Below are 26,358 nucleotides of genomic sequence, written 5' to 3'. Positions count from 1 at the left end.
ATCCCCAGAACTCGAATAGGCTGTTTCCTGTGCGCAACCCACCCCTAGCCGACACGGAAAAAACGCAGGCGACGACCGAGACCCGGTCTTCGCTCTTCGTAGGCTCCACCGAAAAGGCCTTCCAGGTCCTGCACGCGTTCGATGGCCCCAAGCGCCACATGACCCTGGCGGACATCGCCCGCGCCTCCGGCCTGGACCGCAGCGCCACGCAGCGCCTGGTCTACACGCTGGAAACGCTGGGCTACCTGCGCCGCATCCCCGATACCCGCAATTACGGGCTGACGCCGAAGGTGCTGCAATTCTCGTACAACTACGTGCGCGCCAACGAACTCATCGACAAGGCCTCGCCGTATTTGCTGGACATCAGCCGCACGCTGGGCGAAACCACCAATCTGCAGGAACTGGACGGCCACGAAATCGTGTTCGTGGCGCGTTTTCCCGGGCATCACCTGGTCAACGTCGACATCGCCGTGGGCAGCCGGCTGCCGGCCTATTTCACGGCCTCGGGCACCGCGATCCTGTCGCGCCTGTCCGACGAACAGCGCCGCGAGATCCTGGCGCAGACGCGGCTGGAGGCGATCACGCCGTATACCGAAATCAATCCCGAAAAACTCCTGGAACGCGTGCGGCGGGTGGCGGAGAAGGGCTACGCGATCATCGTGAACGAGACGGTGCTGGGGGATATTTCGGTGGCGGCGCCGGTCATCGATCATCGAGGGCTGGCGGTGGCGGCGATCAATATCGCGGTGCCGACGACGCGGTGGACGGTGGCGAGGGTCGAGGCTGAGTTGGCGCCGCATGTGCAGGTGGCGGCGACTTCGATTTCGAAGTCGAAGTTTTCGGGGTATTCGAGGTAGGGGGTGGTGGGGGTTCTTCGTAGGACTTCTTCGTAGGACTTCGTAGGTCGCCCGGCGGGGCGGGTGGCATGGACGCTCGCGCCCACGATTGCGGTCCGGAGCCTTCGCTCCGGACTTCCCCTTCGTCATCCTCGTTGTCGCCTTCGGCGACTGCCTTCGGATTCCCTCGGGCGCATCGAGGTTGCTCGCGCCCATGCCACCCGCCCCGCCGGGCTGCCGCCGTCTTGGCCTGAAGCGCTGCTGGACCTGTGTTCAGGGACGGGGTTTGCGTTGCCCGCTGCTTGCGGCCGCGCGGGCGGCCGCAAGCAGCATACGCGGGTTTGGGCGCCGGGGCGGTGTGCGCTTTCGCGAGTGCAGTGAGCGGTTTGCTAATGGCGCCGTAATCGGTTTTGGGGTGGGCGGTGATGGGTGGCGCGCGGCGACGGCCTGCTTGCGTATGCGGACCCGGACGCGTGCGCCACCCATCCGGCGCCGGGGTTCAAGTGGTGACTGCTGCGGCAGATGTCTGACGTTCTGCCTCAGGTGCCTCAGGTGTCAGACACCCCACGGCAAGGCGCTACAGGCTTGAAGCAATGCGTCCGGGTGTCTGACACCTGACATGACGGTATGCCTCGGGTGCCAGACGTTATGCCTCAGACGCCTCAGGTGTCAGACACCCCACGGCAAGGCGCCACAGGCTTGAAGCAATGCATCGGGGTGTCTGACACCCATCGTGGCGGGCACGTCTTCTCGCGAGGGTGTCAGACACCCGGCAACACCTCTTCAAGCCGGGCCGTCATCTCGCATGGGTGTCTGACACCTGACATAGAACAGCACGCAGTGAACTCCAATCCAGGCCTCAAGCCACCCCTTCGAACTCCTTGAGCAAAGGAATCAATTCCGCCCGCAACGCAGCCTGCAAGCCGTCGGCGGGCGCCACCAGAGGATCGAGCACCTCGGGCGCGTCCACGCCGATCAAATCCATCACCGACTTCATCGGTCCCGGATTCGTCTCCGCAAACGCCAGGTTCATAAAGGGAATCAGCCGGCGGTGCAGTTCCATCGACTCCCGCGTGCGTCCCTCGGACGCCAGTTCGTAGACCTTGCGCCAGGCCGTGGGCAGCAGGCTTGCCGTCACCACGATGCCGCCGCGCGCGCCGGCGGCCAGGTGCACGGGCAGCAGCGTGTCTTCGCCGCTGAACACCGCGAACGATTCGTCCACGCCCGCCACGGTGCGCAGGAAGTGGTACATGTCCGTATTGCAGGCCTTCATGCCGATGATGTTCTCGTGGCGCGACAGTTCGTGCAGGATCTCCGGCGCGATCGCGATGCGGGTGCGGTACGGGATCTCGTAGATCATCACGGGCAGCGGCGAGGCGTCGGCGTAGCGCAGGAAGTACTCGCGGATGCCGGCCTGCGTGGGCGTCGTGTAATAGGGCGTCAGCACCATCAGGGCGTCCGCGCCGGCGTCGGCGAATTCCTGGCCGGCCTGGAGGGCGTCGTGGAAGCCGGGGTCCAGCACGCCGGGGATCACCGGCACCTGGCCCCGCACCGCGTCCACCGTCAGCTTGCACATGCGGATGCGCTCGGCGCGCGCCAGCGCGCCGTATTCGCCGGTGCCGCCCAGCGGCACGATGCCGTCGATGCCCCGCTTGAGCAGGTAGGCGATGAGGGCCTGCGCGGCCGGGACGTTGATGGTGTCGTCGGCGTTGACGGGAGTCGGAATGGCGGGGAAGACACCGCGCAGTCGGGTTGCGTTCAGCATGAAACTTATCCTTAGAGGTGAAACAAGCGCGGATCAGCCGGCCAGGCTGCGGCGGCGCAGCCGGTCGGCCAGCCAGATCAGCGCGGCAATGAAGATGAAAAGGCAGGTGGAGACGGCGGCGATCACCGGGGATATCTGCAAGGTCACTTCGTCCCAGAACTGTTTGGGCAGGGTGGCGTTCAGGCCGCCCGAGGCGAACAGCGCGATGGTCAGTTCGTCGAACGATGTGGCGAACGCGAACAGGAACGACGACATCAGCCCCGCGCCCAGGATCGGGAAGGTCACGAAGCGCAGCGTGGACCACGGGCCGGCGCCCAGGCTTTGCGCCGCCAGGTCCAGCCGCGTGTCGTAGTTGCGCAGCACCGCCATCATGGTGATCACCACATAGGGCACCGCCACGACCGTGTGCGCCAGGATCAGGCCGATCATCGAGCCCACCAGGCCGACCCGGGCGAAGAAATAGAACATGCCCACGGCGATGATCATGCGCGGCACCACGATGGGCGACAGCACGAAGGCCAGCATGGCCGACTTGCCGCGCAGGTTGGCGCGCACCAGCAGGAAGGCGGCCGGCGTGCCGATCAGCATGGCCAGCAGGCCCGTGCCCACGCCGACGATGAGCGAGCGCGTGATCGCCTGCATCCACACGGGCGAGGTGAACATCTGCTCGTACCATTGCAGCGAGAAACCCTTGGGCGGCCAGGTCAGGCCCGAGCCGGAATCGAACGACAGCGGGATCATCAGGAAGGCGGGGGCGGACAGGAAGGCCAGCACCAGCAGCACGATCCACCACAGCGTGCGGGACTGCCCGGTGCCCGACACCGAGCGCCGCAGGCGCTTGGGCAGCAGGGAGAACAGGCGGTCCGAGATCCCGGCCAGCAGCGTCAGCACGGCGTCGCCGGCGCGGCGGCCCAGGCCTTCCTTGCCGGAGGCGCGCGTCCGGGTGGAGGCGGCCCCCGTCATGGTGGACAGTCCCAGCACCTTGTCGTAGATGGCGAAGACGACCAGCACCACCACCAGCAGCAGCACCGATACCGCGCCGGCGAACTCCCAGTTCAGGGTCTGCTGCACCTGGTCGATGATGATCTGCGTGATCATCGTCTCTTTGCGTCCGCCCAGCAGCGCGGGCGTGATGAAGAAGCCGATGGCGGTCACGAACACCATGATGGCCGCGGCGGCCACGCCGGGCATCGACAAGGGGAAATAGATCTTCCAGAACGCCGTGCCGGGGCGGGCGCCCAGGGTGGAGGCGGCCCGGGGCAGGTTGCGGTCGATGTTCTCCATGACCGACAGCATCGTCAGCACGGCCAGCGGCATCAGCGCATGCACCATGCCCACCAGCACGCTGCCGAAGTTGTAGAGCAGGTTGGCCGGCGCATCCAGGATGCCCAGCGCCTGCAGCAACTGGTTCACCACGCCGTTGCGGCCCAGCAGCACCACCCAGGCGAAGGTGCGCACCAGGAAGCTGGTCCAGAAGGACAGCAGCACCCAGAACAGCAGCGAGGTCTTGCGCCGGGCCGACAGGCTGGAAATCAGGTATGCGACGGGGTAGCCGGCGACCACGGAGAAGAACGTCGTCCAGAGCGAGATCTTCAGCGTGATCAGCAGCACGTTGACGTACACGGCCGATTCGAACAGCCGGTGGTACTGCGTCAGCGAGAAGCCCTGGTCGCCGAAAACGCTCAACAGCAGCAACTGGCCCACCGGGTAGACGAGCAGCACCAGCAGCAGCACGACCAGCGGCGCCGCCATCAGGAAATGGCGGCGGCCCTGACTCATGCGCCTGCGGGGAGTGGCTAGGGTCGTCATGCGATCACTCCGAGATGGCCACGGCGTCGGCGGCCTGCCAACTGACGACCAGCGGCTGGCCGATGGCGTATTGCTCGGCCTGGCGCTGCGTGGGGTAGGCGACGACGATGGGCTCGGCGTCCGCCACGCCGCTGTCCAGGTACAGCTTGGTCAGGCTGCCGGTGACCATCACGTCCAGCAGCCTGCCGGTCAGGCCCGCGCCGGACGTGCCGACGCGCAGGTTCTGCGGGCGCAGCATCACGGTGACCTTCTGGCCCGCCTTGATGGGCGCGCCGTTGGACAGGGCCTGTCCGGTCACGCCCTGGTGGGCCAGCCTGACCGACAGGACGTCCCCGTCGACCGACGCGACTTCGGCTTTCAGCAGGTTCGATTCGCCCAGGAAGTCGGCCACGAACAGGGTGCGCGGGCGGAAATACAGGTCTGCCGGCGTGCCCAGTTGTTCGATCGCGCCGCCGTTCATCAGGCAGATGCGGTCGGACATGGTCATCGCCTCTTCCTGGTCGTGCGTCACGTAGACGATGGTCGTGCCCAGTTCGCGGTGGATGCGCTTGATCTCCAACTGCATCTGGTCGCGCAGCTTCTTGTCCAGGGCGCCCAGCGGCTCGTCCATCAGGATGATCGCGGGGCGGTAGACCATGCAGCGGGCCAGCGCGATGCGCTGCTGCTGCCCGCCGGACAGTTCTCGGGGAAGGCGCGCCGCCACGTGCGGCAGGCGCACCATCTCCAGCGCTTCCATCGCGCGGCGGCGGGCCTCGGCCGCCGGCACCTTGCGCATCTTCAGCGGGAACACGATGTTCTCCTCGATGCTCATGTGCGGGAACAGCGCGTAGTTCTGGAACACCATGCCGATGTCGCGTTCGTACGGCGCGCCATGGGTCACGTCGGCGCCGTCGATCAGCACGCGGCCTTCATCGGGCTGGGCCAGCCCAGCGATCAGGCTAAGCAGGGTGGTCTTGCCCGAGCCGGACGGCCCCAGCAGGGTCAGGAATTCGCCGCGCGCGACGTCCAGGTGGGTGGGCGCGAGGGCGACGAAGTCCCCGTAGCGTTTGCCCAGGCCCGAGATTTGCAGATTGGAGGAAGACATGGTGTTCGACTAGAAAGGAATTACTTCAGGACCCAGCCGTTGAAGCGCTCGAGCACGTCGCGCTGCTTTTCCAGCCAGTAGGCGGCGTTGATGTGCAGGCCCGTCTTGATGTTGTCGGGATGGGTCGGGCAATTGCGGGCCACGTCGGCCTTGATGTAGTCGAAGGCGGCGGGCTGGGTGACGCCGGCGGCGAAGTACTCGACCAGCGCGGCCTGGCGTTTCGGGTCGGAGGCGAACTTGATGAATTCGCGGCAGGCGTCGGCGTTCGGCGTGCCCTTGAGAATGGACCAGTTGTCGCAACCCCAGATGTTCTGGTCCCACACGATCTGCACCGGCGCGCCGTTGGCGATCGCGGACTGCGCGCGCGATACCCAGGTGGCGATCATGTCGACCTCGCCGGATCCCAGCATCTGCTCGACCTGCGCGCCGGTGTTCCACCACACATCGACCGCGGGCTTGATCTTGTCCAGGCTGGCCAGCGCGCGGTCGATGTCGCAGGGGTAGACCTTGTCGGCCGGCACGCCGTCGGCCATCAGCGCTTCCTCGATGGTGTCGAACGGGTGCTTGCGCAGGCCGCGGCGGCCGGGGATGTTCTTCACGTCCCAGAAGTCCGCCCACGAGGCCGGGGCGCGGCGGCCCTTGAAGGCGTCCGTGCGGTAGGCCAGGACCGTGCTGTAGACGTTGTTGCCGACGCCATAGGGCGACATGTACTGCTTGGGAATGGTGGCCACCACGGGATCGGATTCGAGGCCGTGCTTTTCCAGGTACACCTTGCCGCCTTCGGTCAGCATCAGGATGGCGGGCTGGCTGATCTTGGCCATGTCCCAGGTGTAGTTGCCGGTGTCCACCATGCTGCGGATCTGCGCGGTGGGTTCGGCGTTGGCCTGCACGCCCACCACCTGGATGCCGGTGGCTTCCGTGAACGGCTTGTAGAACACGGCGCCGTAGGCCTTGCTGTAGATGCCGCCGTCGTCGCGCACGACGATGCGCTTGGAGGCCGCGCGCGACGGCGTCCAGATCATGGGCATGGCCAGCGCGGCCGCGCCGGCGGCCACGGTCTTGAGCGCGTTGCGGCGCGAGGCGTTATGGGAGGTCGGTTTCATGGAGGGCTCCTACGGTTCGAGGACGACGGCTCAAGGCAGCAAGCGGCCGGGGTTGAAAAGATGGTCGGGGTCGAAGGCCTGTTTCACGGCGCGCATCATCGCCAGTTCGACCGGCGATTTGTAGTGCGCCATTTCGGCGAGCGAGCTGCGGCCCACGCCGTGTTCCGCGCTGAACGTGCCGCCCAGCGCGTCGGCCACGTCATTGACGGCGCGCCGGAGGGAAGCGGCCATGGCGTCGCGGCCGGGCAGGGCGTTCCAGGCATCGAAGGTGAAGAACGGAATGAAATGCACGTTGCCGTCGCCCAGGTGCGCCACGATCAGCACGGGCAGGCCGGGCACCAGCCGGCGCACGGCCTGAGTGGCTTCGTCGATGAAGCGCGGCACGGCGGACACGGGCACCGCCGTGTCGGTGGTGAGGCCGACGCCGGCCTTCTTGTTGCCTTCGGACACGCTGTGGCGCACTTCCCAGAGCGCTGCGCGCTGCGCGCCGCTGTTCGCGACGACGGCGTCGCGCAGCAGGCCCCGTTCGGATGCCTGTTCCAGGATCCGTTGCAGCAGGTCCTGAAGCGCGGCGTCGTCGCCGGTGTCGGACAGTTCCACCAGCACGTGCCAGGGATGGGCGTCCGCCAGCGGGTTCTTGCGGCCCGGCACGTGCGCCATCACCACGTCCAACTGGTTGCTGTCGATCATTTCGAAGGCCGACAGGCGCGAACCGCAGGCGCGCTGGAACAGGCCCAGGATGTCCAGCGCGGCCTGCGGGCTCTCGGGCGCCAGCCAGGCCACGGCGTGCGCGGTGGGCAGGGGATGCAGCTTGAGCACGGCGGCCGTGACGATGCCCATCGTGCCTTCGGCCCCGATGAACAGATGCTTGAGGTCATAGCCCGTGTTGTTCTTGCGCAGCGCGGTCAGGCCGTTCCAGATGGCGCCGTCGGGCAGCACCACTTCCAGGCCCAGGACGTTGTCGCGCGTGTTGCCGTAGCGCAGCACGCCGGTGCCGCCGGCATTGGTGGCGATGGTGCCGCCGATCTGGCATGAACCCTCCGCGCCCAGGCTGACCGGGTACAGCCGGCCTTCGGCGGCGGCCGCCGCCTGCACCGCGGCCAGGACGCAGCCCGCCTCGACTTCCATGGAATTGTTGGCGGCGTCCACGCGGCGGATTCGGCGCATGCGGGACAGGTTTACGATGACGGGTGGCCGGCCCTCGGCCGCCGGCACCGCGCCGCCGCACAGGCTGGTGTTGCCGCCCTGGGGCAGCACGGGTGTGCCATGTTCACGGCACAGGCGCACGATTTCCGACACCTGCCGCGTGTCGCCCGGCAGCGCGACGCACAACGCCGGCCCCTTGTACCGGCCCCGCCAATCTTCGATGTAGCCGGCCAGGTCGGCCTCGGAATGGAGGATGGCGTCCGCGCCCAGGGTCTGGGCCAGCGCGTCTAGCAGGGTGATGCCGTTGGTCATGTCTGTGGTCCCCGATTGAGCCTGGGATCGCTAGAGCCCCAAGCGCTTTGGGCACAGCATACGATTACTTAAATTGCTTTTCGATTTAAGTAATCTCAATGAGATTGAATTTAGGGTATGTCCTAGGCCTATGCGGAGGGCGCTTCCCGTATCCCGCCCGCTCCGGCAGTGGATGCGCAGGCCCTGGAGCGTATCTGTATTGCGGTTTTTAAAATAATCGAAATACAATCATATTGATCTATATACAATTTTTATAAGGCACCGACAAGCCATGGGAAACAAGGAAGGGACATGCTGCCCAGCGTGATGGATTACCGGCGGCGCGCGCAACGGCGCCTGCCCCGGCTGGCGTTCGATTACCTCGAGGGCGGCGCCGAGGACGGCATTGCCATGGCGCGCAATGCCTCGGCGTACGCGGAATTGGAATTCCGCCCCGAGGTGCTGGTGGACGTGTCGGAGTGCAGGCTGGAGGTGCCGCTCTTGGGCGCCACGGCGGCCATGCCCGCGGTCGTGGGGCCTACCGGCCTGAACGGCCTGTTCTGGCCCGAGGCGGACATCCACCTGGCGCGCGCGGCGCACAAGGCCGGCTTGCCGTTCGTGCTGTCGACCGCGTCCACGTCCCTGCTGGAAGACGTGCGCGCGGCCACTCCCGGCGAACTCTGGCTGCAGCTTTACGTGCAGCGCGACCGCCGCATCGCGGAACACTTGATGGACCGTGCCTGGCAGAACGGCTACACGGTGCTTTTCCTGACCGTGGACGTGCCGGTGCACGGCAACCGCGACCACGACAAGCGCAACGGCTTCAAGCTGCCCTTGCGGCCCTCGCCCCGCCTGCTGCTGGATCTGGCCGCGCATCCGGGCTGGTGCTGGCGCATGCTGCGCCATGGCGGGCCGCAACTGAAGAACCTGGCGGTCAGTTCCAACGCGCGCGAAAACATCACAGAACAGGCTTCGGCGCTGAGCCGCCAGATGGACCTGGCCCTGACCTGGAGCGACGTGGCATGGCTGCGCCGCGCCTGGCGGGGGCGCATCGTCATCAAGGGCATCCAGGGGCTGGCCGACGCGCGCCGCGCGCATGCGCACGGCGTCGACGGCATCGTCCTGTCCAACCACGGCGGCCGCCAGCTCGAAAGCGCGCCTTGCCCGCTGGAAATCCTGCCGGAGGTGGCGGCGGAACTGGGGCGGTCGCTGGAGATCCTGGTGGACGGCGGAGTGCGCCGCGGCAGCGATATCGCGAAGGCGGCGGCGCTGGGCGCGCGCGCCGTGCTGTTGGGCCGCGCGCCCTTGTACGGGCTGGCGGGCCGAGGCCCGGCCGGCGCGCACGAGGTGCTGGCCATCCTGCGCACCGAACTCGAAAACACACTCAGGCTGCTGGGCCGCAACCGCGTCGCCGCGCTGGACGCGGCCGTGGTGCGGCGGCGCTGATCCCTACTGCACTCCTCACAGGAACACTATGCGCGAAAAAATCGTTTTCATCGGCGGCGGCAACATGGCCTGCGCCCTCATCGACGGCCTGCTCGGCCAGGGCCGGGCGTTGGCCGACTTCCTGGTGATCGAACCCTATGCGCCCACCCGCGACGCCCTGGCCGCGCGCGGGCTGGACTGCCGCGCAACCGCAGGCGCCGAACTGGGCGGTGCCGCGCTGTGCGTGCTGGCCACCAAGCCGCAGGTCCTGCGCGAGGCTTGCGGGCAGGTCCGGCTGCACCTGCCGGCGGGCGTCACCGTGGTCAGCATCGCGGCGGGGGTGGAACTCGCGTCGCTGACGGATTGGCTGGGCGGCCACGCGCGCATCGTGCGCGCCATGCCGAACACGCCGGCCAAGGTGGGCCTGGGCATGACCGGCCTGTACGCCACGGCGGCTTGCGGTCCGGCGGAACGAGCGCGGGTGGACTCGCTGTTCGCCGCCGTGGGCGAGCGGATCTGGACCGGCAGCGAAGCCATGATCGACGCCGTTACCGCGGTGACCGGCAGCGGGCCGGGCTACGTGTTCCATTTCATGGCGGCGCTGGAACAGGGCGCCGCCGAACTGGGCTTCGCGCCCGCCGACGCGCGCCGGCTGGCGGTGTCCGCGTTCCGCGGCGCGGCCGCGCTGGCGGCCAGCGAAGACACCGCGCTGACCGAATTGCGGGACCGGGTCACTTCCAAGGGCGGCACCACCCATGCCGCGCTGTCGCACATGCGGGCGGCGGGCGTGGCCCAGGCGATCGCGCAGGCCGTGCACAAAGCCGAACAGCGCGCGCGCGAACTGTCCGCGGGCTAGGGCCGGCGGCCCAGCCACCACAGCAGGGCCGCGGCCGCCGCGATCGCCGCCACGTTGAACTGCAAGGCGCTGGCGAACGCCCGCGCGTGGCACTCGGCCGCGCCGGCGCCGCCGCAGGCCCGCAGCGTGCCGCCGAACAGCATGCCCGCCGCGGATACGCCCAGCGCCGCGCCGATCTGCTGCAAGGTCGATACGATGCCTGCCGCCATGCCGGCCTGGCGGTCGCCGACGAATCCCAGCGCCAGGTTCACCAGGGGCGTGTTGACCGCGCCTTGCGCCGCGCCCAGCCACACCAGGACGGGCACCAGCGACCACGGATCCAGGCTGGCGCCGGCCGCGCCCACGCGCAGCATCAGCGCCGCCGTCGCCCCGCCGTACAGCAGGGCCGCCAGCGCGATGGCCGGCGTGCCGAAGCGCGCGGCCAGCCGGGGCGCCGCCATCGACCCGGCCACGAAGCCCGCGCTGGCCGGCGCGAAGATCAGGCCGGCCGCCAGGGCGTCCAGCCCGAAGCCCGTCTGCACCAGCAGGGCGTAACAGAGGAACAGCGCGCTGGCGGTCGAGAACACCAGCATCACCAGCAGGCAGCCCGCCGCGAACCGTGGCTGGGCCAGCAAGGCCATGTCGACCAGCGGCGCGCCGCCCCGGGCGCCGATGCGGCGCTGCATGCGCGCGAACAGCGCCAGCGCGGCGGCGGACGCGGCGCCGCAGGCCACCGTCCAGGCGGGCCAGTGCCGCTGCGGACCTTCGATCAGGGCCAGCAGCAGCAAGGCCAGGCCCGCGCCCACCAGCGCCGCGCCGGGCCAGTCCATGTCCGCGCCGGAAGGTTCGCGGGATTCGGGGATGTGGCGGGCCAGCCGCCAGGCCAGCAGGCCCAGGGGCACGTTGATCAGGAAGATGCCGCGCCACGCGAGGCCGAACAGGTCGGCGTGCACGATCCAGCCGCCCAGCACCTGTCCGGCGATGGCGGCCAGGCCCAGCGTCATCCCCAGCAGCCCGAAGGCGCGCCGCCGCGCGTGCCCCTCGTAGCTGACGCGGATCAGCGCATACACCTGCGGAAAGAGCATGGCTGCCGCCACGCCTTGCAGGATGCGCGCGGCGATCAGCGTGCCGGCGGTGGGCGCCAGCCCGCACAGCGCCGAGGCGAACGCGAAGCCCGCCATGCCCAGCATGAACATGCGCCGCCTGCCGTGGCGGTCCCCCAGGCGGCTGCCCGCGATCAGCAGCACGCCGTAGGCCAGTTCGTAGGCGGCGATGATGAAACCGATCTGCGCGAAGCTGGCGGACAGGGTGGCCTGCATGCTGGGGATGGCGACGTTGACCACGAACAGGTCGAAGATCGTGATGAAGCCGCCCGACAGCAGGACGGCCAGGCCCAGGCGGCCCATGGCGGCGGGAACGGGCGCGCGGGCGCCGGGGCGGCAAAGCGTGGTGGAAGTCATGGACAGCGCTATTGGGTGAAGATGGGCGCTATTCTGGTGAGGCTTTCTGCCTTATACAATTTAGCTGTTTATGCTATTACTGATTGCAATACGGCCATGACCGAAACCGCGATGCCCCGGCGCCTGGAGCGCACCCGCGCCGACCTGTCCGAATTCCTGCGGCTGCGCCGCGCGCGGATCAGTCCCGCCGAACTCGGGCTGCCCGCCGGCGGCCGCCGGCGCACGCCCGGCCTGCGCCGCGAAGAGGTGGCCGCGCTGGCCGGGGTGGGCCTGGCCTGGTACACGTGGTTCGAACAGGGCCGCAACATCGGCGTGTCGGCCGGTTTTCTCGAAAACCTCGCGCGCGTGCTGAAGCTGGACGCGGCCGAACGCCGACACCTGTACCTGCTGGCGCACCAGCGTCCTCCGTCCGAACCGGGGCGCACCTGGTGCACGGTGCCGGCGCAGGTGCGCCGCCTGATGGACGACCTGCCCGCCCGGCCCGCCTACATCCTGAACCTGCGCTGGGACGTGGTGGCGTGGAACGCGGCCGCGGACCGCGTGTTCGATTTTTCGGCGCAGGCGCCGGGCCGCCGCAACCTGCTGTGGATGCTGTTCGCGGATCCGGCGATGCGGCAGTTGTTCGTGGACTGGCCGTCGCAGGCGCCCGCGATGCTGTCCACTTTCCGGCGCGACTTCGCCAGCGCGGCCGGCGAGCCCGACGTCGCGGAACTGGTGGACGAGCTGGAACGCGTGTCGCCGGACTTCAAGGCCTGGTGGCGCGAACATGACGTGCACGGGGCGTGCATCGGCCTGCGCAGTCTGCGGATCGGGCCCCTGGGCGAACTGGCGTTCGAGCACGCGACCCTCTCGGTCGATGAGAGCCGGCACCTGCGCCTGGTGGTCTACGCGCCCGCGCCCGGCGAACCCCGGGCGGCGGACTTCGCGCGCTGGCTGGAGACCCCCGGCGCCGATGCGCTTCGCGCGCGTGGCTCCAGAGAATAGGCGCGCCGTGGGTCTACGGGCTGGCCGGGGGCGGCTCCTATAGTCGGTCTTCCTTTTCGACCCTTTCCGCGGATGCCGCCGCCCGCCATGTCCAACGCCGCGCTTTCCCGCCGCAACGCGCTCCTGCTCCTGGGCGTGGTGGTGCTGGCCTGGGGCTTCACCTGGGTCGTCAACAAGCTCCTGCTGCAATACATGACGCCCATCTGGGCCGCCGCCGCGCGCAGTATCGCGGGCACCGCGGCGCTGCTGGCGCTCGGCCTGGTCTTGCGGCGGGTGGCATGGCCCGTAAAGGCCGACATCCCCGTCATCCTCAGTGTGGGCCTGTTGCACATGGGCGCCTTCGCGGCCCTGGTCAGCCTGGGGCTGCAATACGTGCCCGCGGGCCGCTCGGTCGTGCTGGCGTACACCACGCCGCTCTGGGTGATTCCGGCCGCCTGGCTGTTCCTGGGCGAATCCATCGGGCGCGCACGCCAGGCCGGGCTGGCGCTGGGCATGCTGGGGCTGATCGTCATCTTCAACCCGCTCGCCTTCGACTGGCACAACCGCGAGGCGCTTGCCGGCAATGGCCTGATCCTGCTGGCGGCCCTGTGCTGGGCGGCCAACATCGTCTACGTGCGCGCCCACCGCTGGGCCACGCCGCCGTTCGAACTCGCGTTCTGGCAAGCCTTGCTGGCGTCGGCGGCGCTGTCGGCCGTGGCGTTCGCGGCCGAAGGCGCGCCGGCGGTCGCGTGGAGCGCGGACCTGGGCTGGCTGCTGGGCTACGCCGGCCTGTTCGGCATCGCGGTGGCGTACTGGGCGGCCGTCACCGTCAACCGGGCCTTGCCCGCGGGCGTCACGTCCATCGGCCTGCTGGGCGTGCCCGTGTTCGGCTTGCTGTGTTCCGCCGTGGTCCTGCATGAGCCGGTCAGCGCCTCGCTGCTGGCGGGCATGGCGCTGATCGTGACCGGCATCGCGGCGGGAGTCGTCGAACGCCGCGCTTGACTGCCGGGGGGTGATGTATCGTAAGATATATATCGTAAGATACATATCGAGGAATATTCCCATGCGCCATCCCCAATTCCTGACCGCGTTCGCGCGCGGCCCGCGCCGCGCGCAGCACAAGGCCCATGGCCATGCCCACCCGCACGAGCGCGACGGCCGCCATGCCCATCACCAGCGCCACGCCAGCGCCGGCGGCGACTGGTTCGCGGGCTCGCCCGACGGCCGCGGAGACCCCGACGGTTTCGGCGGCGACGGGCGCGGCTGGACGCGCAGCCGCAAAGTCAGCGCCGACGATCTGCAGCTCATGCTGCTGGGGCTGCTTGAGAAGAACCCCAGCCACGGCTATGAACTCATCAAGGCGCTCGGCGCGCTCAGCAACGGCTTCTACACACCCAGCCCGGGCATGGTCTATCCCGCGCTGACCTACCTGGAGGAACTGGGCTACGCCACGGTCGAGCAGGCCGGCGCGAAAAAGCGCTACCACCTGGCGGAGCCGGGCCGCGCGCACCTGGACGGCAACCGCGAACGCCTGACCATGATGTTCAACAAGTTCAAGCACGTCGCGCGCAAGATGGACTGGATGCGCCAGGCCTGGAGCGGCCAGCCGCGCAGCACCGGCCCCGAAGGCGAGGACACCGCGACCGGCTGGCTGCCGGAGTTCGTCGCGGCCCGCCAGGCGCTCAAGCGCGCGCTGCTGGAGCGCACCGAAGCCAATCCCAAAGAACAACGGCGCATCGCGGCCATCCTGGCGCGCGCCACCGATGAAATCACGGGCGTCTGTTCCTGATTTCCGACCTCATTCCTGGAGTATTCATGACCCGTACCGACCTTAATGTCGAACGCGTCCGCCACGATCTGAAGATGCGCGCGCTGACCGTGGCCAGCGTTGAACGCATCGCCGGCCTGCTGGCCCGCGTCACCTTCACCGGCGACGACCTGCACGACTTCGTGTCCGCCTCGTTCGACGACCACGTGAAGCTGTTCTTCCCCGAAGATCCCTCGCGGCCGCCCGCCCTGCCGACGGCCGGCCCCGACGGCGTCAAGTTTCCCGAGGGCGCGCCCAAGCCCGCCGCCCGCGACTACACGCCGCGCCGCTACGACACGGCGCGCAAGGAACTCGTCATCGATTTCGTGCTGCATGGCGACGGCCCCGCCTCGACCTGGGCCGAGCAGGCCGCGCCCGGCCAGCAACTGGGCATCGGCGGGCCGCGCGGTTCTTTCGTGGTGCCCACGGGCTTCGACTGGCACGTGCTGATCGGCGACGAAACCGCCTTGCCGGCCATCGCCCGCCGCCTGGAAGAACTGCCCGCCGCCGCGCAGGCGCTGGTGCTGATAGAAGTGCCGGCCGAATCGAACGAGATCCCGCTGGCCACCCGCGCCCAGGCGTCCGTCCGCTGGCTGCACCGCAACGGCACCGCGCCCGGCCACAGCATCCTGCTGCTGGACGCGGCGCGCGAACTGCGCCTGCCGCCGGGCGAGGGCTATGTCTGGGTCGCGGCGGAGTCCGCCGTGGCCAAGGCCCTGCGGGAGATCATGGTGGGGCGGCACGGCATCGACAAGAGCCGCATCCGCGCCGCCAGCTACTGGAAGCGGGGAGCGGCGGCCGTGCACGAATCGCACGAGGGGTGAGTGCTCCTGCCCGGTGTCTGGCACCTGAGACGGTCGCCATGCCAGGTGTCTGACACCTGAGACGGGTCGCCATGGCAGGTGTCTGACACCCCTACGAAACGCCTGTCAATCCGAGCCAACGCTACACGGGTGTCAGACACCCGGGAGGAGCTGGCTGCATGCGTGTGGCTGTCTCGTACGGGTGTCAGACACCTGAGACGGGGGCGCCATGCCAAGTGTCTGACACCCCTACGAAACGCTCGCCAATCTGGGCCAACGCCACGCGGGTGTCAGACACCCGGGAGGAGCTGGCCGCATGCGTGTGGCTGTCTCGTACGGATGTCAGACACCTGAGACGGGTCGCCATGCCAAGTGTCTGCCACCCCCATGCACAGCTACCCGGCCAACTCCACCAGATTCCTCACCCGTTCCCCTATTCCTTCCCGCAGCACCGCCAGCCCCAGCACGGCCCGCGGCCAGTCCAGCGCGAAAGGGCGGTACACCACGCCGTCGGGACGCAGGTGGCGCAAGGATGCGGGCACGATCGCCACGCCCATGCCCGCGGCCACCAGGTTCACGGCCGACGACAACTGCGGCGCGCGCTGCCCGATCAGCGGATTCAGGCCATGCTGCCGGCAGGCCGCCATGATGTCGGCGCTGAGCCCATAGCCGGACTTGCGCGAATACAGGATGAAGCGTTCCCGCTCCAGGTCGGCGGGCGCCAGCCGCTTGCGCCGCGCCAGCGGGTGGCCCAGCGGCAGCGCCACCACCAGCGGTTCCTGCGCCAACTGGGTGAACGCCAGTCCGCCGTCCAAGGCGAAGGGCGGGCGCACGAAGGCGGCGTCGATCGTGCCGCTGCGCAACTGCGCCACCAGCGTTTCGCTGTCGCCTTGCGACAGCGTCATTTCCACGTCCGGATACCGTTGCCGGTACTGCCGGATCAGTTCGGTCACCACGCCGTTGAACGACGCGGATTCCGTGAATCCCAGGGTCAGTTCGCCGACCTCGCCGCGCGCCGCGCGCTGCGCGGCCAGGACGGCAGCCTGCGCCCGCTGAAGAATGTCCTGAGCGCAGGCGAGGAAGGCGCGGCCCGCGTCGTTCAGGACGACGCCGCGGCCGGTGCGGTCGAACAGCGGCGTGCCGACCTCCTGCTCCAGTTGGCGGATCTGCTGGGACAGCGGCGGCTGCGCCATGCCCAGTTGTTCCGCCGCGCGCGTGAAGTGCTGGGCCTCGGCGGTGGCGACGAAGTAGCGCAGATGGCGGAGTTCCATATAGATACTTAAAAAGTACTGATTATAAATTTTCCATATATTGGACATTCTAGTCCGGCAGGCCGATCATGAATGCATCGACCCACGTCCGCAAAGGAATCTCCATGACCGCCTCTCCCAAATCCAGCACCCTGTTGCGCCAGCGCCTGGCCGAGGACATCGTCGTGGCGCCCGGCGCCTACGACGGCATGTCGGCCCGGCTGGTGGCCGCGGCCGGCTTTCCAGCCGTTTACGCCAGCGGCGGCGCCATCGCGCGCGCCGCCGGCTATCCCGACATCGGCCTGCTCAGCTTCACCGAGGTGATGGACCGGGTGGAGAAGATCGTGGACGCCAGCGGCCTGCCGGTGGTGGCGGACGCCGATACGGGCTTCGGCGGGTCGGCCAACGTGGAGCGCACCGTGCGCATCATGGAGCGGGCCGGCGTGGCCGCCTTCCACATCGAGGACCAGTCCTTCCCCAAGCGCTGCGGCCACCTCGACGACAAAAGCCTGATCGACGCCGACGAAATGTGCCGCAAGGTGCACATCGCGCGCCAGACCTTGAGCGACCCCGATGCGCTCGTGATCGCCCGCACCGACGCCATCGCCGTCGAAGGCTTCGACGCCGCGCTGGCCCGCGCGGAGCGCTACCTGAAGGCGGGGGCGGACATGCTGTTCGTGGAAGCGCCCGAGACGCCGGAGCAGATCCGCGCCATCGCCGAGCGCCTGCCCGGCCTGAAGCTCATCAACATGTTCTACGGCGGCAAGACGCCGCTGGTGCCGCTGCCCGACCTCGCGGCGATGGGCTACCGCCTGGTCATCATTCCGTCGGACCTGCAGCGCGCCGCCATCCATGCCATGCAGGCCACGCTGGCGGCCATCCGCCAGACCGGGGACAGCAGCGCCCTGGCCGACCGGCTGACCAGCTTCAAGGAACGCGAGGAAATCGTGCAGACCCGCCGCTACCTGGCGCTGGACACGCAATAGGCGTCCAGCGCCGGGCGGGCGCTACCTGCGGCAGCGCCGCGGCAGGGTCAACGGCCACAGCCGCTGGTTGTGGGAGCCGTACAGCGCGCGCACGCCGCATTCCATCGCGACGCGAGCCACCTGCCGGCCGGCGGGGTCGATGATCATCGACATGTCCATCGTGGACACGACGGCGCGCCGGTCCCGGAACGGCGAGACGGTGTCGTACGCGGGCAGGATGGCCAGCCGGCCATGGGCGTCCGCGTAGCCGTAGGCGCGGTCCGTATAGACGGGCGCCAGGCCCTCGCGCAGCGGCCCCAGCGCGTCGAACGCGGGGCCGGTCAGCGCGCCCTTGGCGTCGATCGCGCGCATGGCGCTGCTCGACAACTGGGTTACGGCGAACCCTTCCGAGTAGCCGGACGCATGGCCGTCGACCGTGAAGCGGACCTTGCCGTCGAGACCGGCGTAGTCCGTTTTCTGCTTGCCGGCCGCGCTGTAGCGTCGCAGCAGCGTGGCGGAGTCCCGAGGCCAGCTCCATTCCCCGGCGGGCAGCGCGGCGACGGTCTTGCCTTGCGCGTCGATCAGGCGGGCGCCGTCATCGTCGGTCAGCAGGGCGCGGGCGGGCGAGCCGCGGAACGTGCCGGCGACGGCCGCGCCGGGGGCGATCTGCCACTGGCCCCGCGCGTCCAGATAGCCGCTGCGCGGGGCGCGGCGGATTTCCATCCAGTCGCCCAGCCGGGCATAGGTGGCGTCTTCCATGTCCAGCGCGTCGGCGCCATCGGGCGAGACGATCCAGCGGCGCTTGCCGTCGCCGGCCACGATGGCGCCGTCGTCCATGCCGGCCCGCAGCCCCGGCAGGAACGCGGTCAGCGCGCGGCCCTGGGCATTGAACAGGGCGGCGGGGCGCGTGTACTCGTCCGGTTGCGGTCCGGCCTGCTGCACCCTCCACACCTGCGCGTTGACGCGTTCGGCGCCGTGGTGGCTGGCCGGCACGATCCAGCGGCCCTGCAAGTCGATGACGCCCGCCCGGTCCGGCCCCAGCGAGGCCACGGCCTGCCCATCCTGGAATTCGCCGATGTCGCGGTAGCGGGGCGGCGAGATTTCCTTGCCGGCCAGGAAGTCGTACAGGCCCCAGGGGGCGTCCTCGGCCGCCGTTTCCAGGAAGCGGACCACGCCGGGCGCGACGATGTCCGTCTCGAAATAATCGGGCAGCGCGTAGGTCTTGCCGTCGCGGTCGATCATGCGGCTCTCGCCGTCGGCGTAGGCCAGCGCATAGCCGTGGCGGAATGCGCCGATGTGCTGCTGCGCGGGCAGGTCCATGGGCTTGCCGGAGGCATCCAGCAGCCGCATGCCGTCGGCCGTTTCGGCGGCGTAGCGCAACTGCTCCGCCTTCAGTTCGCTGCGTGCCGGTCTACCGTAGTCGTCGTAGTCGCTGGCGCCGTCCAGCGCGATCACCGCGCTCCAGGACGGATCGGCCGCGATGCTGCCGTCGGCCAGCACCAGGCCCGCGCCCGTGTCGCTGCCGCAATGGCAATGGCCTTGCGAGAGCACGCCGAGCGCGCCGCCGGGAACGTCCAGCGGCAGTTGCTTGAGCGCCATTTCCTGCGCGGCCTGCACCGCCTCGGGTTGCAGCAGCGCGCGGCCGTCGCCGTCCAGCACGTTCAGCAGCCCGCCGTCCTTGAAGAGCCACAGCTTGCCCTGGCGCACCTCCATCCGCCCGATCTCGGCCAGCCAGGCGGGCGCGGCGGCTCCGTGCAGCCAGACGCCCTTGGGCGTCAGCAGGCCGGCGGGGATGCTCTCCGCATTCGTGAACAGCACGTAGCCCTGGTCGTCGGCCGCGGCGGACAGGCCCGCGCCCAGCGCCAGCGGCTCGGCGAGGCCCGGCGCCAGCGCCATGAGCCTGCCGCCGGAAGGATAGAGGAGGGTGTCGCCGTAGCGCCTGGAACCGTAGGCCTCGTCCGCGTTCAGCTTGGCCACGGGCGCGCCCGCGGCGTCCAGGATGGCATAGCTGCCGCGGGCCAGCTCCGCGCTCCAGAAAGCCTTGCCCAGGGGAGACAGGTCCTGGTAGCCGCCGTCCTCGCCGATCGGCTTGCCTTGCGCGTCCAGCAGTACCGCGCCGCGCGGGCCGTAGGCCGTGGCCAGCGCGCCGTCTTCGCCGGGCGCCGAGATGTCCTGGTAGACGGGGTCCAGCACCCAGTTCCAATCCTTGTCCAGCAGCCCATACTTGTCCTGGTCGGTGACCGCGACGTACAGGTCCTTTCCGTAGAGCTTGGCCAACCGGATGCCGGTGTCGCCGAAGCGGCGCTCGCCGGTGCTGGAGCGGTACTCCATCTTGTATTCCACCGTCGCGAGGGCCGGCACCCCGTCCTGCAGGTGCAGGCCGATCACGCCCGGGTCGAATGGTTCGCCGACGGCATTGCCCCGCCGGTCGATGAGCCGTTGCCGGCCGTCCTGAGTGGCCACGGCCAGGCCGATCTCGGCATAGCCTTGCACGGCGTCGAACTGCGGCCGCACCGCCATCCGGCCGCGGGTGTCGATGAAGCCCCACTTGCCCTGCCATTTGACGGGGGCGAGGCCGTGGCGGAAGTCGCCCGCCGCTTCGAAGATCGGCGGAATCGCCAGCCTGCCGTTCTGGTCCAGGAAACCCCAGGCATGGCGGCGCAGCGTTCCGTCGCCCGGCGCCCGGCCCGCGCTTTCCAGCGCGGATGGCAGCAGCACCGCCGCGCGCCCGTCCGACAGCGCGCGGATGCAGCCGTTGGCGTAGGGGCTGCCCGTGCCGGCGTCGGCGTGGGAAAAGCCGCCGTAGGGCAGATCGTCCAGGCAGGAGGAATGGCCGTATTGCGCCTGGGCGGACAGGGACGCGCCCAGCGCCGCCAGGGCGCAGGCAAGGCGGGTGATGCGTAGTGCGCTGGGCTTCATGGTTGTTCCGCTTTGGCGTTGCCGGGGGCGAGTTCGAACTTGTCGGCCGTGGGGCAGCTCATTTTCTTTTGCGGCCAGGTGATCCTGCCGACGTCGTCCAATATCGTCACCGTGTCGCACACCATGACGAACGTCGCGATGGGGGCTCCCTTCGTATCGATGAATTGGGTGAATCCGTCCTGCCGCACCAGCGCGCGGCCTTCCTGGAAGTCCGCGGCCCAGGTGTAGCGGGGCGGGATTGCATAGCGTCCGGTCAGGTCGATGTAGCCGTAGAACTTGCCGGTGCGCTGCAGGCGCTGCGCCACGGCCAGCCCGTCCTTCAACGGGCCCAGCGAGTCGAAGTGCGGTCCCACGATGCGCTTGCCGCTGGCATCGACGAAGCCTTGCCTGCCGTTGCCGCCGTCGCCGCGATAGACCGCCACGCCTTCGCTGGCGCTGCGGTCCCGCACGCTGTACGTGCCCGGGATACGGGTGATCTCGACGCCTTGCAGGTCCGTCATGACGCTGCTGGACGTTGCGTCGTCATGGAAGACGAGGCGCTTCATGGTCGCCAGCGGCATGCCGTCGCCCCGCTTCGCCAGCACGGTCCTGCCGTTCTGGTCGATCAGGCGGTAGTTCGATCCGTCATAGGCGCGCGCCAGGCCTTCGGGCTGCACGAAGAAGGGATTGAATTCGCCGTAGAGGGCGGGGATTTTCATGTCGCCCCTGGCGTCGATGGCGCCTTCGCGGTCTTCGCTTTCGATGTAGATCCAGTCCTCGTACTGCTCCTTGCGCTTCGGCCTGCTGTCTGAAAGGCGGAAGGCGCCGCCGCGCGTGTCGAACAGCATGGTGCCCGCATCCGCGAGTTCGCCGATGTAGCGCCCGTCCTTCTGCTTCGTCGGCTTTTCGGCCAGGCGTTCGCTGGCCTTGCCGGTGCGCAGGTCGACCAGCCGGTAGGCGCGGTCGGAGTGGCCGCCGCGGCGCGATCTGGACTCGGCCCCGGGGATCAGCATGAGGCCGTCGCCCAGGTATTCCAGGTCGTAGGCGCTTTCGTAGGCGGCGGGCAGCGCCCACTTGCCCTTGCGGTCGATCACGCCCCAGCGCCCCTGGTCCTCGACCTTGGCCCAGTCGTCCTCGAACTTCTCGATGCTTTCATAGGCCGGCTTGAGCACGGGCGTGCCGTCGCGCACGCTCCAGACGCCCCAGCGCTGCTCCCGGTTTTCGTCCGGTTCGCGATAGAGGATGAGGTCGCCGTCGAATTCCATGGCGCCGTCCAGGACCGCGGCGGGGACAGCCGCGGGCTTGCCGCGCGCATCGATCAGCACGCTGTCGCGCCGCGTCGTTCCCGGCATGCGCGCCCAGGCGTAGGCTCCGCGGAACGGGCGGATCTCCGTGAAACGCGGCGGGATGGCCCAATTGCCGTCGGCGTCGATGGCGCCGGCCTTGCCGTCGCGGGTCCGGACCGGCAAGGGCAGGCTGGCGTCGTAGGCGGAGATGTCGTCCCAGTCCGCGTTCGTCACGATCCTGCCCGACGGCGTCAGGATGCCCGTCGCCTGCGAGTAGTCGTGCGGGCGCAGGAGCGCCAGGGGCAGCCTGGCCGGGGGCTTGCCGCCGCGCGCGCGGTCGCGCTGCTCGAAGGGGGTGACGCGATAGGCCCGAAGCTGCGCGATGGTGGCCGCGTCCAGCAGGGGACTGCCGTCGCGGGCGTATACCTGCGCCAGCCCGCCGTCGCTGATTTCCGCGCCGGCGGCCGCGGAGGTTGCGGCCTCCTCCGCCGCGGCTGCGGCTGCCGCGGGCGCGCTGACGGCCTCGACCATGGGAGGAGACGGCATGCCGGGCGGCGGCATGGCCACGTCGGCCGCGGCCTGCGCGCCAGAGTCGGCCGCGGCCTCCTCCGCAAGGGCCGCGTCTGCCTCGACCGGCACGGCGGCCTGCGCCGCGCCGTCGTCCGTTTCCGCGCCGGCTTCCGCTTCCACGGCGTTGGCGGGCGGGACGCCCGAAACCCAGGCCTGTCCGTCGCGCACGTCCACGCTGCCCTGGCCGAGCGCGAGCTGCATGAATTTTCCGGCGGGATCGATCAGCAGCACGGCGTTGTCGTCGATCAGGAAGCGCCAGCCGTCCCGCTCTCGCATGCCCGCGTAGTCGGAGGCGAAGCGATGCAGGACCTTGCGTTGTCCGTCCAGCAGGAGCGCCTTGCCGCTGCGGTCGGGCTTGGCGAACCACAGGCCGGGAGCGATGAGCCGCAGTTGCTCGTAGCGCTCGGGGGAGAGCGCCTCGCCGCGGGTGTCCACGAATTGCCAGCGTTCGTCGCGGCGCACGGCCAGCACGCCGCCATCGCGCATTGGCGCCTCGCGGGACCGCAGCGTGTGCGGCGCAATGGCCCAGCCGCCGTTCGTGTCCAGCAGGCCCCACCAGCCGCCGTAGCGCGTGTCGCGCAATTGGGCCGGCAGATAGCCGCCGCTGGGCGCGGCCAGGCTCATCACGCCCTCGGGCAGCGTGACCGCCTTGCCGGTCGCGGCGTTGAACAGCCGCGGCGGCAGGGGCATTTCCATCGACGCCAGTTTCTGCCCGGGCTGGAAGCCCCAGGTGCGCGTGCCCAGGGGGAAGGTCTTGAGCGTCTTGCCCTGGCGGTCGATCAGCACGTCGCGGCCGTCTTCCTCGACCAGCGCGGTGCCTTCGGCATTGAAGCCCGTGGCGCGCGGGTAGCGCGGCGGGATGGCCCATTGGCCTTTGCGGTCGATGTAGCCCCAGAGATCGCCCTGGCTCACGGCGGCCAGGCCGTTCTGGAAAGGTTCGGCGTCGGTGTAGGCCGGCGCGATCGCCATGCGGCCTTGCTTGTCGATATAGCCCCAGCTTCCTTCGTCGTCGCCGGCCGACCCGGTCAGCACGGCCGCCAGGCCTTCGCGGTAGGGCTGCTGGCAGCCCGTGCCGGAGCCATCTTCGTAGAAGCTGGCGGCGCATCGGCGGAGCCAGTCGGACTGGGCTTGCGCCGCGCCCGGGACGGCGGCCAGGCCGCCCAGCGCCAGGGCCAGCGCCAGCGGTGTGAGGGCGAGCGGGGCCTTCATTGCGCGGCGCAGCGGGAGGGAGCCGCGAAAGCGTAAAGGCCGAGCGGAGCGTGCCACATGGTCGGATGCCTGTCAGAAAAGGACGGAAAGGCAGCACTGTAACCACCCGTAGCAAGTAATGGCTCGATAAATGTAACTATAGAAAACGAAGCGTTAGCGCGCGGTTCGCGCGGCGCTGGCATTCCCGCCGGGCATGCAGCCGACGAAAAATAATCGGTTGAACCGAAGACGCGACGCCCCTGTAATAGGCAGCGTGCCCGCCTGAACGGGGGCGTAGCCCACTGCCGAGGTCCGCCATGCCCGCCCTGCGCAAGTCTCCGCTCGATGCGTCTCAACTCTGGTTGCTGGTCCTGGCCGGCGGCGTCGTCATGGGCCTGGCCCTGGGCGTGCGCCACGTGCAGGGCCTGTTCCTGCTGCCCGTCACGATGGACCGGGGCTGGAGCCGCGAAACCTTCGCCATGGCGATGGCGGTGCAGAATCTCACCTGGGGCATCGTCCAGCCCTTTACCGGCATGGTCGCGGACCGCTACGGATCCGCCAAGGTCATCGCGGGCGGGCTGGCGTGCTACGCGCTGGGACTGGCCGGCATGGCGCATGCCGCGACGCCCGCGGCCTTCCTGTGGACGGCGGGCGTGTGCATCGGCGTCGCCCTGTCGGGCACGGCGTTTGCCGTGATCTACGGCGCGCTGAGCCGCCTGGTGCCGCCGGAACGCCGTAGCTGGGCGCTGGGCGTGGCGGGGGCGGTGGGCGGACTGGGCCAGTTCACCCTGGTGCCGGCCGCGCAATGGCTGATCGGCGGCTGGGGCTGGATCGCGGCCCTGCTGTCGTTCGCGGTCGTCTGCGCCATGCTGCTGCCCCTGGCGTTCCCGCTCAGGGAGCCCGCCAGCCGCTCGCAGGACGCGACCGCGCCGGATGCCGGGCTGTCCCTGGCCGCGGCCATCCGCGAAGCCTTCGCCCAGCCGGGGTTCTGGCTGCTGAACCTGGGCTTCCTCGCCTGCGGCTTCCAGTTGGCGTTCATCGGCACGCACCTGCCGGCCTATCTGATGGACAAGGGCCTGCGCGCGGCCGACGCGGTGGCCGCGCTGGCCATCATCGCGCTGGCCAACGTCATGGGCACCTACGTCTGCGGCATCCTGGGCGGCCATCACCGCCGCAAGTACCTGCTGGCGGGCATCTACCTGATCCGCGCCGCGGCCATTGCGCTGTTCGTGCTGCTGCCGCTATCGACGTGGACCGTGTACGTTTTCGCGGCCGTCATGGGCTTTGTCTGGCTGGGCACGGTGCCGCTGACCAACGGCCTGATCTCGCAGGTGTTCGGCGTGCGCTACATCACGACCCTGTTCGGTTTCGTGTTCTTCGGCCACCAGCTCGGTTCCTTCCTGGGCGTGTGGCTGGGCGGCATCGTGTTCGAGGCGACCGGTTCCTATGACGCGATCTGGCTGGGGGCGATGGCGCTGGGCGTGCTGTCGGCCGCGCTGCACTGGCCCATCGACGACCGCGAGATCCGCCGCGTCCGGCCCGCGGGCGCGGCGGGCTAGATCAGAGCGGCCGGTGCCGCGTCCCCGCGCCCATGGTGACGTGCAGCATGCGACAGGGTTCGCGGACCCTGACCGTGTGCCATACGCCCTTGGGGATCACATAGGCATCGCCGGCCCGCAGCGTCACGTCCTGGATGCCGGTGGGCCATTCCAGCCGCAGCTCGGCCGCGCCCGACATCAGGCGGACGACCTCGTCGGCTTCCGGATGCATTTCCCATTGCGGCCAGTCCGAGGCGAACGTGTATTCGGACAACAGCCAGCCGCGTCCGTAACGGTCCAGCTCATCGGACGGCTGCGACCAGAACGCGTCTCCTCCTTCCACGGTGGTGCTGGCGCCCGAGGCGTCCAGCAGGACATAGTGCGACGACAGATCGGTGGCCATGATGCGCTTCCTTGGGTGAGGGGCGTCGGGCCAGTGTAAAGCGATATCATGTCGGTCATCGGCAATGACAGGAGAGGGCGATGCGCCAGGGATTCGACGGAGTGAGGCCCGCGTCCGAGTCTTCCATCGAGATCGGCTTCTTCCACGACGGGCGGCACTGCGTAGAGCGCATCCGGGCCAAGCCCACCGCCGCCAACCTCAAGCGCGCCGCCGAACGGCGGGCCGCCATCCTCGAGGCCATCGCGCGCGGCGAGTTCGACTACGAGGCCGAATTCCCGAAACGCGGCCGCGCGGCCAGGCCATCACAAGGTTCCGCATGACGAGCAACGAACTGGAAATCAATGACCTGACGCCCGAGGCCTTCCGGGCCTACGGCTGGATGCTGGGCAAGCCCATGCCGGACGGCAATGGCGTGCCGCTGTATTCCAACCCGGCCACCGACTTCTGGCAGGAACACCTGTTCAATACCGGCGCGGGCGGCGACGCCGAACTGCTGTGGGTCAACTACCGCAGCCAGTCCGCGGAAATCGCCAGCCTCGAGAAGCATCTTCTGACCCAGCAGGCCATCGTGCCGCTGACGGGCGGGATCGTCCAGGTCGTGGCGCGCAGCGCGGCCGACGGCAGCCCCGACCTGTCCACCCTGGCGGCGTTCCGGGTGCCGCAGGGCCAGGGCGTCTGCATGCGGCCCGGCTGCTGGCACGCCACGCGCGTCGCCGGCCCGGAAGTCACCTGCCTGATGCTGACCCGCCGCTCCACCACCCTGGACCTGATCCAGCACCTGACCACCGACGCCGCCGCCAGCGAAAGCGCGATCGCGGCCATCCCCGAGCAGCGGCTGGAAGGCATGGACCAGGCGGCTTGAGCCGGCGCGGGCCGTTTCTTCTACATCGCCGGGAAATATGACAGAATCCCCCGGGGATTCACACGCAGCAC

The 26,358-nt window shown here is 69.3% G+C and carries 21 protein-coding genes; 11 read left to right on the top strand and 10 right to left on the bottom strand.

Annotation, left to right across the window (positions count from 1 at the left end; translation table 11 throughout):
• The first annotated feature begins 29 nt into the window (after positions 1 to 29).
• On the top strand, positions 30 to 857 hold the full coding sequence (locus WHX56_RS01460; RefSeq protein ID WP_129240986.1) for an IclR family transcriptional regulator: 828 nt from the start codon (positions 30 to 32) through the stop codon (positions 855 to 857).
• Between the two features lie 838 nt (positions 858 to 1,695).
• On the opposite strand, the gene dapA is transcribed toward WHX56_RS01460, so the two are convergent.
• Genes dapA through WHX56_RS01435 form a run of 5 tightly spaced genes read right to left on the bottom strand, consistent with a single transcriptional unit; the run spans position 1,696 to position 8,055 of the window.
• On the bottom strand, positions 1,696 to 2,601 hold the full coding sequence (dapA, locus tag WHX56_RS01455; protein WP_338880098.1) for a 4-hydroxy-tetrahydrodipicolinate synthase: 906 nt from the start codon (positions 2,599 to 2,601) through the stop codon (positions 1,696 to 1,698).
• A gap of 33 nt (positions 2,602 to 2,634) precedes the next feature.
• Positions 2,635 to 4,410: an ABC transporter permease subunit gene (locus WHX56_RS01450; protein ID WP_338880097.1), complete on the bottom strand. Its 1,776-nt coding sequence runs from the start codon at positions 4,408 to 4,410 to the stop codon at positions 2,635 to 2,637.
• Between the two features lie 4 nt (positions 4,411 to 4,414).
• Positions 4,415 to 5,494, bottom strand: coding sequence for an ABC transporter ATP-binding protein (locus WHX56_RS01445; protein WP_129240983.1), 1,080 nt, complete (start codon positions 5,492 to 5,494; stop codon positions 4,415 to 4,417).
• 20 nt (positions 5,495 to 5,514) lie between these two features.
• Positions 5,515 to 6,597: an ABC transporter substrate-binding protein gene (locus tag WHX56_RS01440; protein ID WP_129240982.1), complete on the bottom strand. Its 1,083-nt coding sequence runs from the start codon at positions 6,595 to 6,597 to the stop codon at positions 5,515 to 5,517.
• Positions 6,598 to 6,627: 30 nt separating this feature from the next.
• Positions 6,628 to 8,055, bottom strand: a complete 1,428-nt coding sequence (locus WHX56_RS01435; protein ID WP_338880096.1) for an FAD-binding oxidoreductase — start codon at positions 8,053 to 8,055, stop codon at positions 6,628 to 6,630.
• Between the two features lie 291 nt (positions 8,056 to 8,346).
• On the opposite strand from WHX56_RS01435, the gene WHX56_RS01430 reads away from it, so the two are divergent.
• Positions 8,347 to 9,480: an alpha-hydroxy acid oxidase gene (locus tag WHX56_RS01430; RefSeq protein WP_338880095.1), complete on the top strand. Its 1,134-nt coding sequence runs from the start codon at positions 8,347 to 8,349 to the stop codon at positions 9,478 to 9,480.
• A 28-nt stretch (positions 9,481 to 9,508) separates the two neighbouring features.
• Positions 9,509 to 10,315 (top strand): pyrroline-5-carboxylate reductase, encoded by an 807-nt coding sequence (gene proC, locus WHX56_RS01425; RefSeq protein WP_338880094.1) that lies wholly within the window; start codon positions 9,509 to 9,511, stop codon positions 10,313 to 10,315.
• On the opposite strand, the gene WHX56_RS01420 is transcribed toward proC, so the two are convergent.
• Positions 10,312 to 11,754, bottom strand: coding sequence for an MFS transporter (locus tag WHX56_RS01420; RefSeq protein WP_338880093.1), 1,443 nt, complete (start codon positions 11,752 to 11,754; stop codon positions 10,312 to 10,314). The two genes, proC and WHX56_RS01420, sit on opposite strands and share 4 nt — an antisense overlap.
• 96 nt (positions 11,755 to 11,850) lie before the next feature.
• Here WHX56_RS01420 and WHX56_RS01415 point away from each other — a divergent pair, with 96 nt between their 5' ends.
• The 4 genes from WHX56_RS01415 (at position 11,851) to WHX56_RS01400 (ending at position 15,348) form a co-directional block, all read left to right on the top strand.
• Positions 11,851 to 12,738, top strand: a complete 888-nt coding sequence (locus tag WHX56_RS01415) for a helix-turn-helix transcriptional regulator (protein WP_338880092.1) — start codon at positions 11,851 to 11,853, stop codon at positions 12,736 to 12,738.
• 87 nt (positions 12,739 to 12,825) lie between these two features.
• Positions 12,826 to 13,719: a DMT family transporter gene (locus WHX56_RS01410; RefSeq protein ID WP_338880091.1), complete on the top strand. Its 894-nt coding sequence runs from the start codon at positions 12,826 to 12,828 to the stop codon at positions 13,717 to 13,719.
• A gap of 61 nt (positions 13,720 to 13,780) precedes the next feature.
• On the top strand, positions 13,781 to 14,506 hold the full coding sequence (locus WHX56_RS01405; RefSeq protein WP_338880090.1) for a PadR family transcriptional regulator: 726 nt from the start codon (positions 13,781 to 13,783) through the stop codon (positions 14,504 to 14,506).
• A 26-nt stretch (positions 14,507 to 14,532) separates the two neighbouring features.
• The gene (locus WHX56_RS01400) at positions 14,533 to 15,348 is read left to right on the top strand and encodes a siderophore-interacting protein (RefSeq protein WP_338880089.1); all 816 of its coding nucleotides are present in this window, start codon (positions 14,533 to 14,535) and stop codon (positions 15,346 to 15,348) included.
• 374 nt (positions 15,349 to 15,722) lie between these two features.
• On the opposite strand, the gene WHX56_RS01395 is transcribed toward WHX56_RS01400, so the two are convergent.
• Positions 15,723 to 16,598: a LysR family transcriptional regulator gene (locus tag WHX56_RS01395; RefSeq protein WP_338880088.1), complete on the bottom strand. Its 876-nt coding sequence runs from the start codon at positions 16,596 to 16,598 to the stop codon at positions 15,723 to 15,725.
• Between the two features lie 104 nt (positions 16,599 to 16,702).
• Here WHX56_RS01395 and WHX56_RS01390 point away from each other — a divergent pair, with 104 nt between their 5' ends.
• Positions 16,703 to 17,563, top strand: a complete 861-nt coding sequence (locus WHX56_RS01390) for an oxaloacetate decarboxylase (RefSeq protein WP_338880087.1) — start codon at positions 16,703 to 16,705, stop codon at positions 17,561 to 17,563.
• 21 nt (positions 17,564 to 17,584) lie between these two features.
• Here the strand turns inward: WHX56_RS01390 and WHX56_RS01385 are convergent, their stop codons facing one another.
• Complete coding sequence (locus WHX56_RS01385; RefSeq protein ID WP_338880086.1) at positions 17,585 to 20,461, bottom strand: WG repeat-containing protein; 2,877 nt, start codon at positions 20,459 to 20,461, stop codon at positions 17,585 to 17,587.
• A complete protein-coding gene (locus tag WHX56_RS01380; RefSeq protein ID WP_338880085.1) occupies positions 20,458 to 23,505 on the bottom strand; it encodes a WG repeat-containing protein in 3,048 nt (1,015 codons plus the stop codon). The genes WHX56_RS01385 and WHX56_RS01380 overlap by 4 nt, the downstream gene beginning before the upstream one ends.
• Positions 23,506 to 23,801: 296 nt before the next feature.
• Between WHX56_RS01380 and WHX56_RS01375 the strand changes: the two genes are divergently transcribed.
• Positions 23,802 to 25,043, top strand: coding sequence for an MFS transporter (locus WHX56_RS01375; RefSeq protein WP_338880084.1), 1,242 nt, complete (start codon positions 23,802 to 23,804; stop codon positions 25,041 to 25,043).
• Position 25,044: 1 nt separating this feature from the next.
• On the opposite strand, the gene WHX56_RS01370 is transcribed toward WHX56_RS01375, so the two are convergent.
• On the bottom strand, positions 25,045 to 25,425 hold the full coding sequence (locus tag WHX56_RS01370; RefSeq protein ID WP_338880083.1) for a cupin domain-containing protein: 381 nt from the start codon (positions 25,423 to 25,425) through the stop codon (positions 25,045 to 25,047).
• 80 nt (positions 25,426 to 25,505) lie between these two features.
• Between WHX56_RS01370 and WHX56_RS01365 the strand changes: the two genes are divergently transcribed.
• Together WHX56_RS01365 and WHX56_RS01360 are read left to right on the top strand one after the other, a co-directional pair.
• The gene (locus WHX56_RS01365) at positions 25,506 to 25,745 is read left to right on the top strand and encodes an Arm DNA-binding domain-containing protein (protein ID WP_129240968.1); all 240 of its coding nucleotides are present in this window, start codon (positions 25,506 to 25,508) and stop codon (positions 25,743 to 25,745) included.
• Positions 25,742 to 26,287: an ureidoglycolate lyase gene (locus WHX56_RS01360; protein WP_129240967.1), complete on the top strand. Its 546-nt coding sequence runs from the start codon at positions 25,742 to 25,744 to the stop codon at positions 26,285 to 26,287. Before WHX56_RS01365 ends, WHX56_RS01360 begins: the two co-directional genes overlap by 4 nt.
• Positions 26,288 to 26,358: the final 71 nt, after the last annotated feature.

It is taken from the genome of Achromobacter veterisilvae (genome assembly GCF_037619525.1).
Lineage (GTDB): Bacteria > Pseudomonadota > Gammaproteobacteria > Burkholderiales > Burkholderiaceae_B > Achromobacter > Achromobacter veterisilvae.
This window is presented reverse-complemented; position numbering and strand designations above follow the sequence as displayed.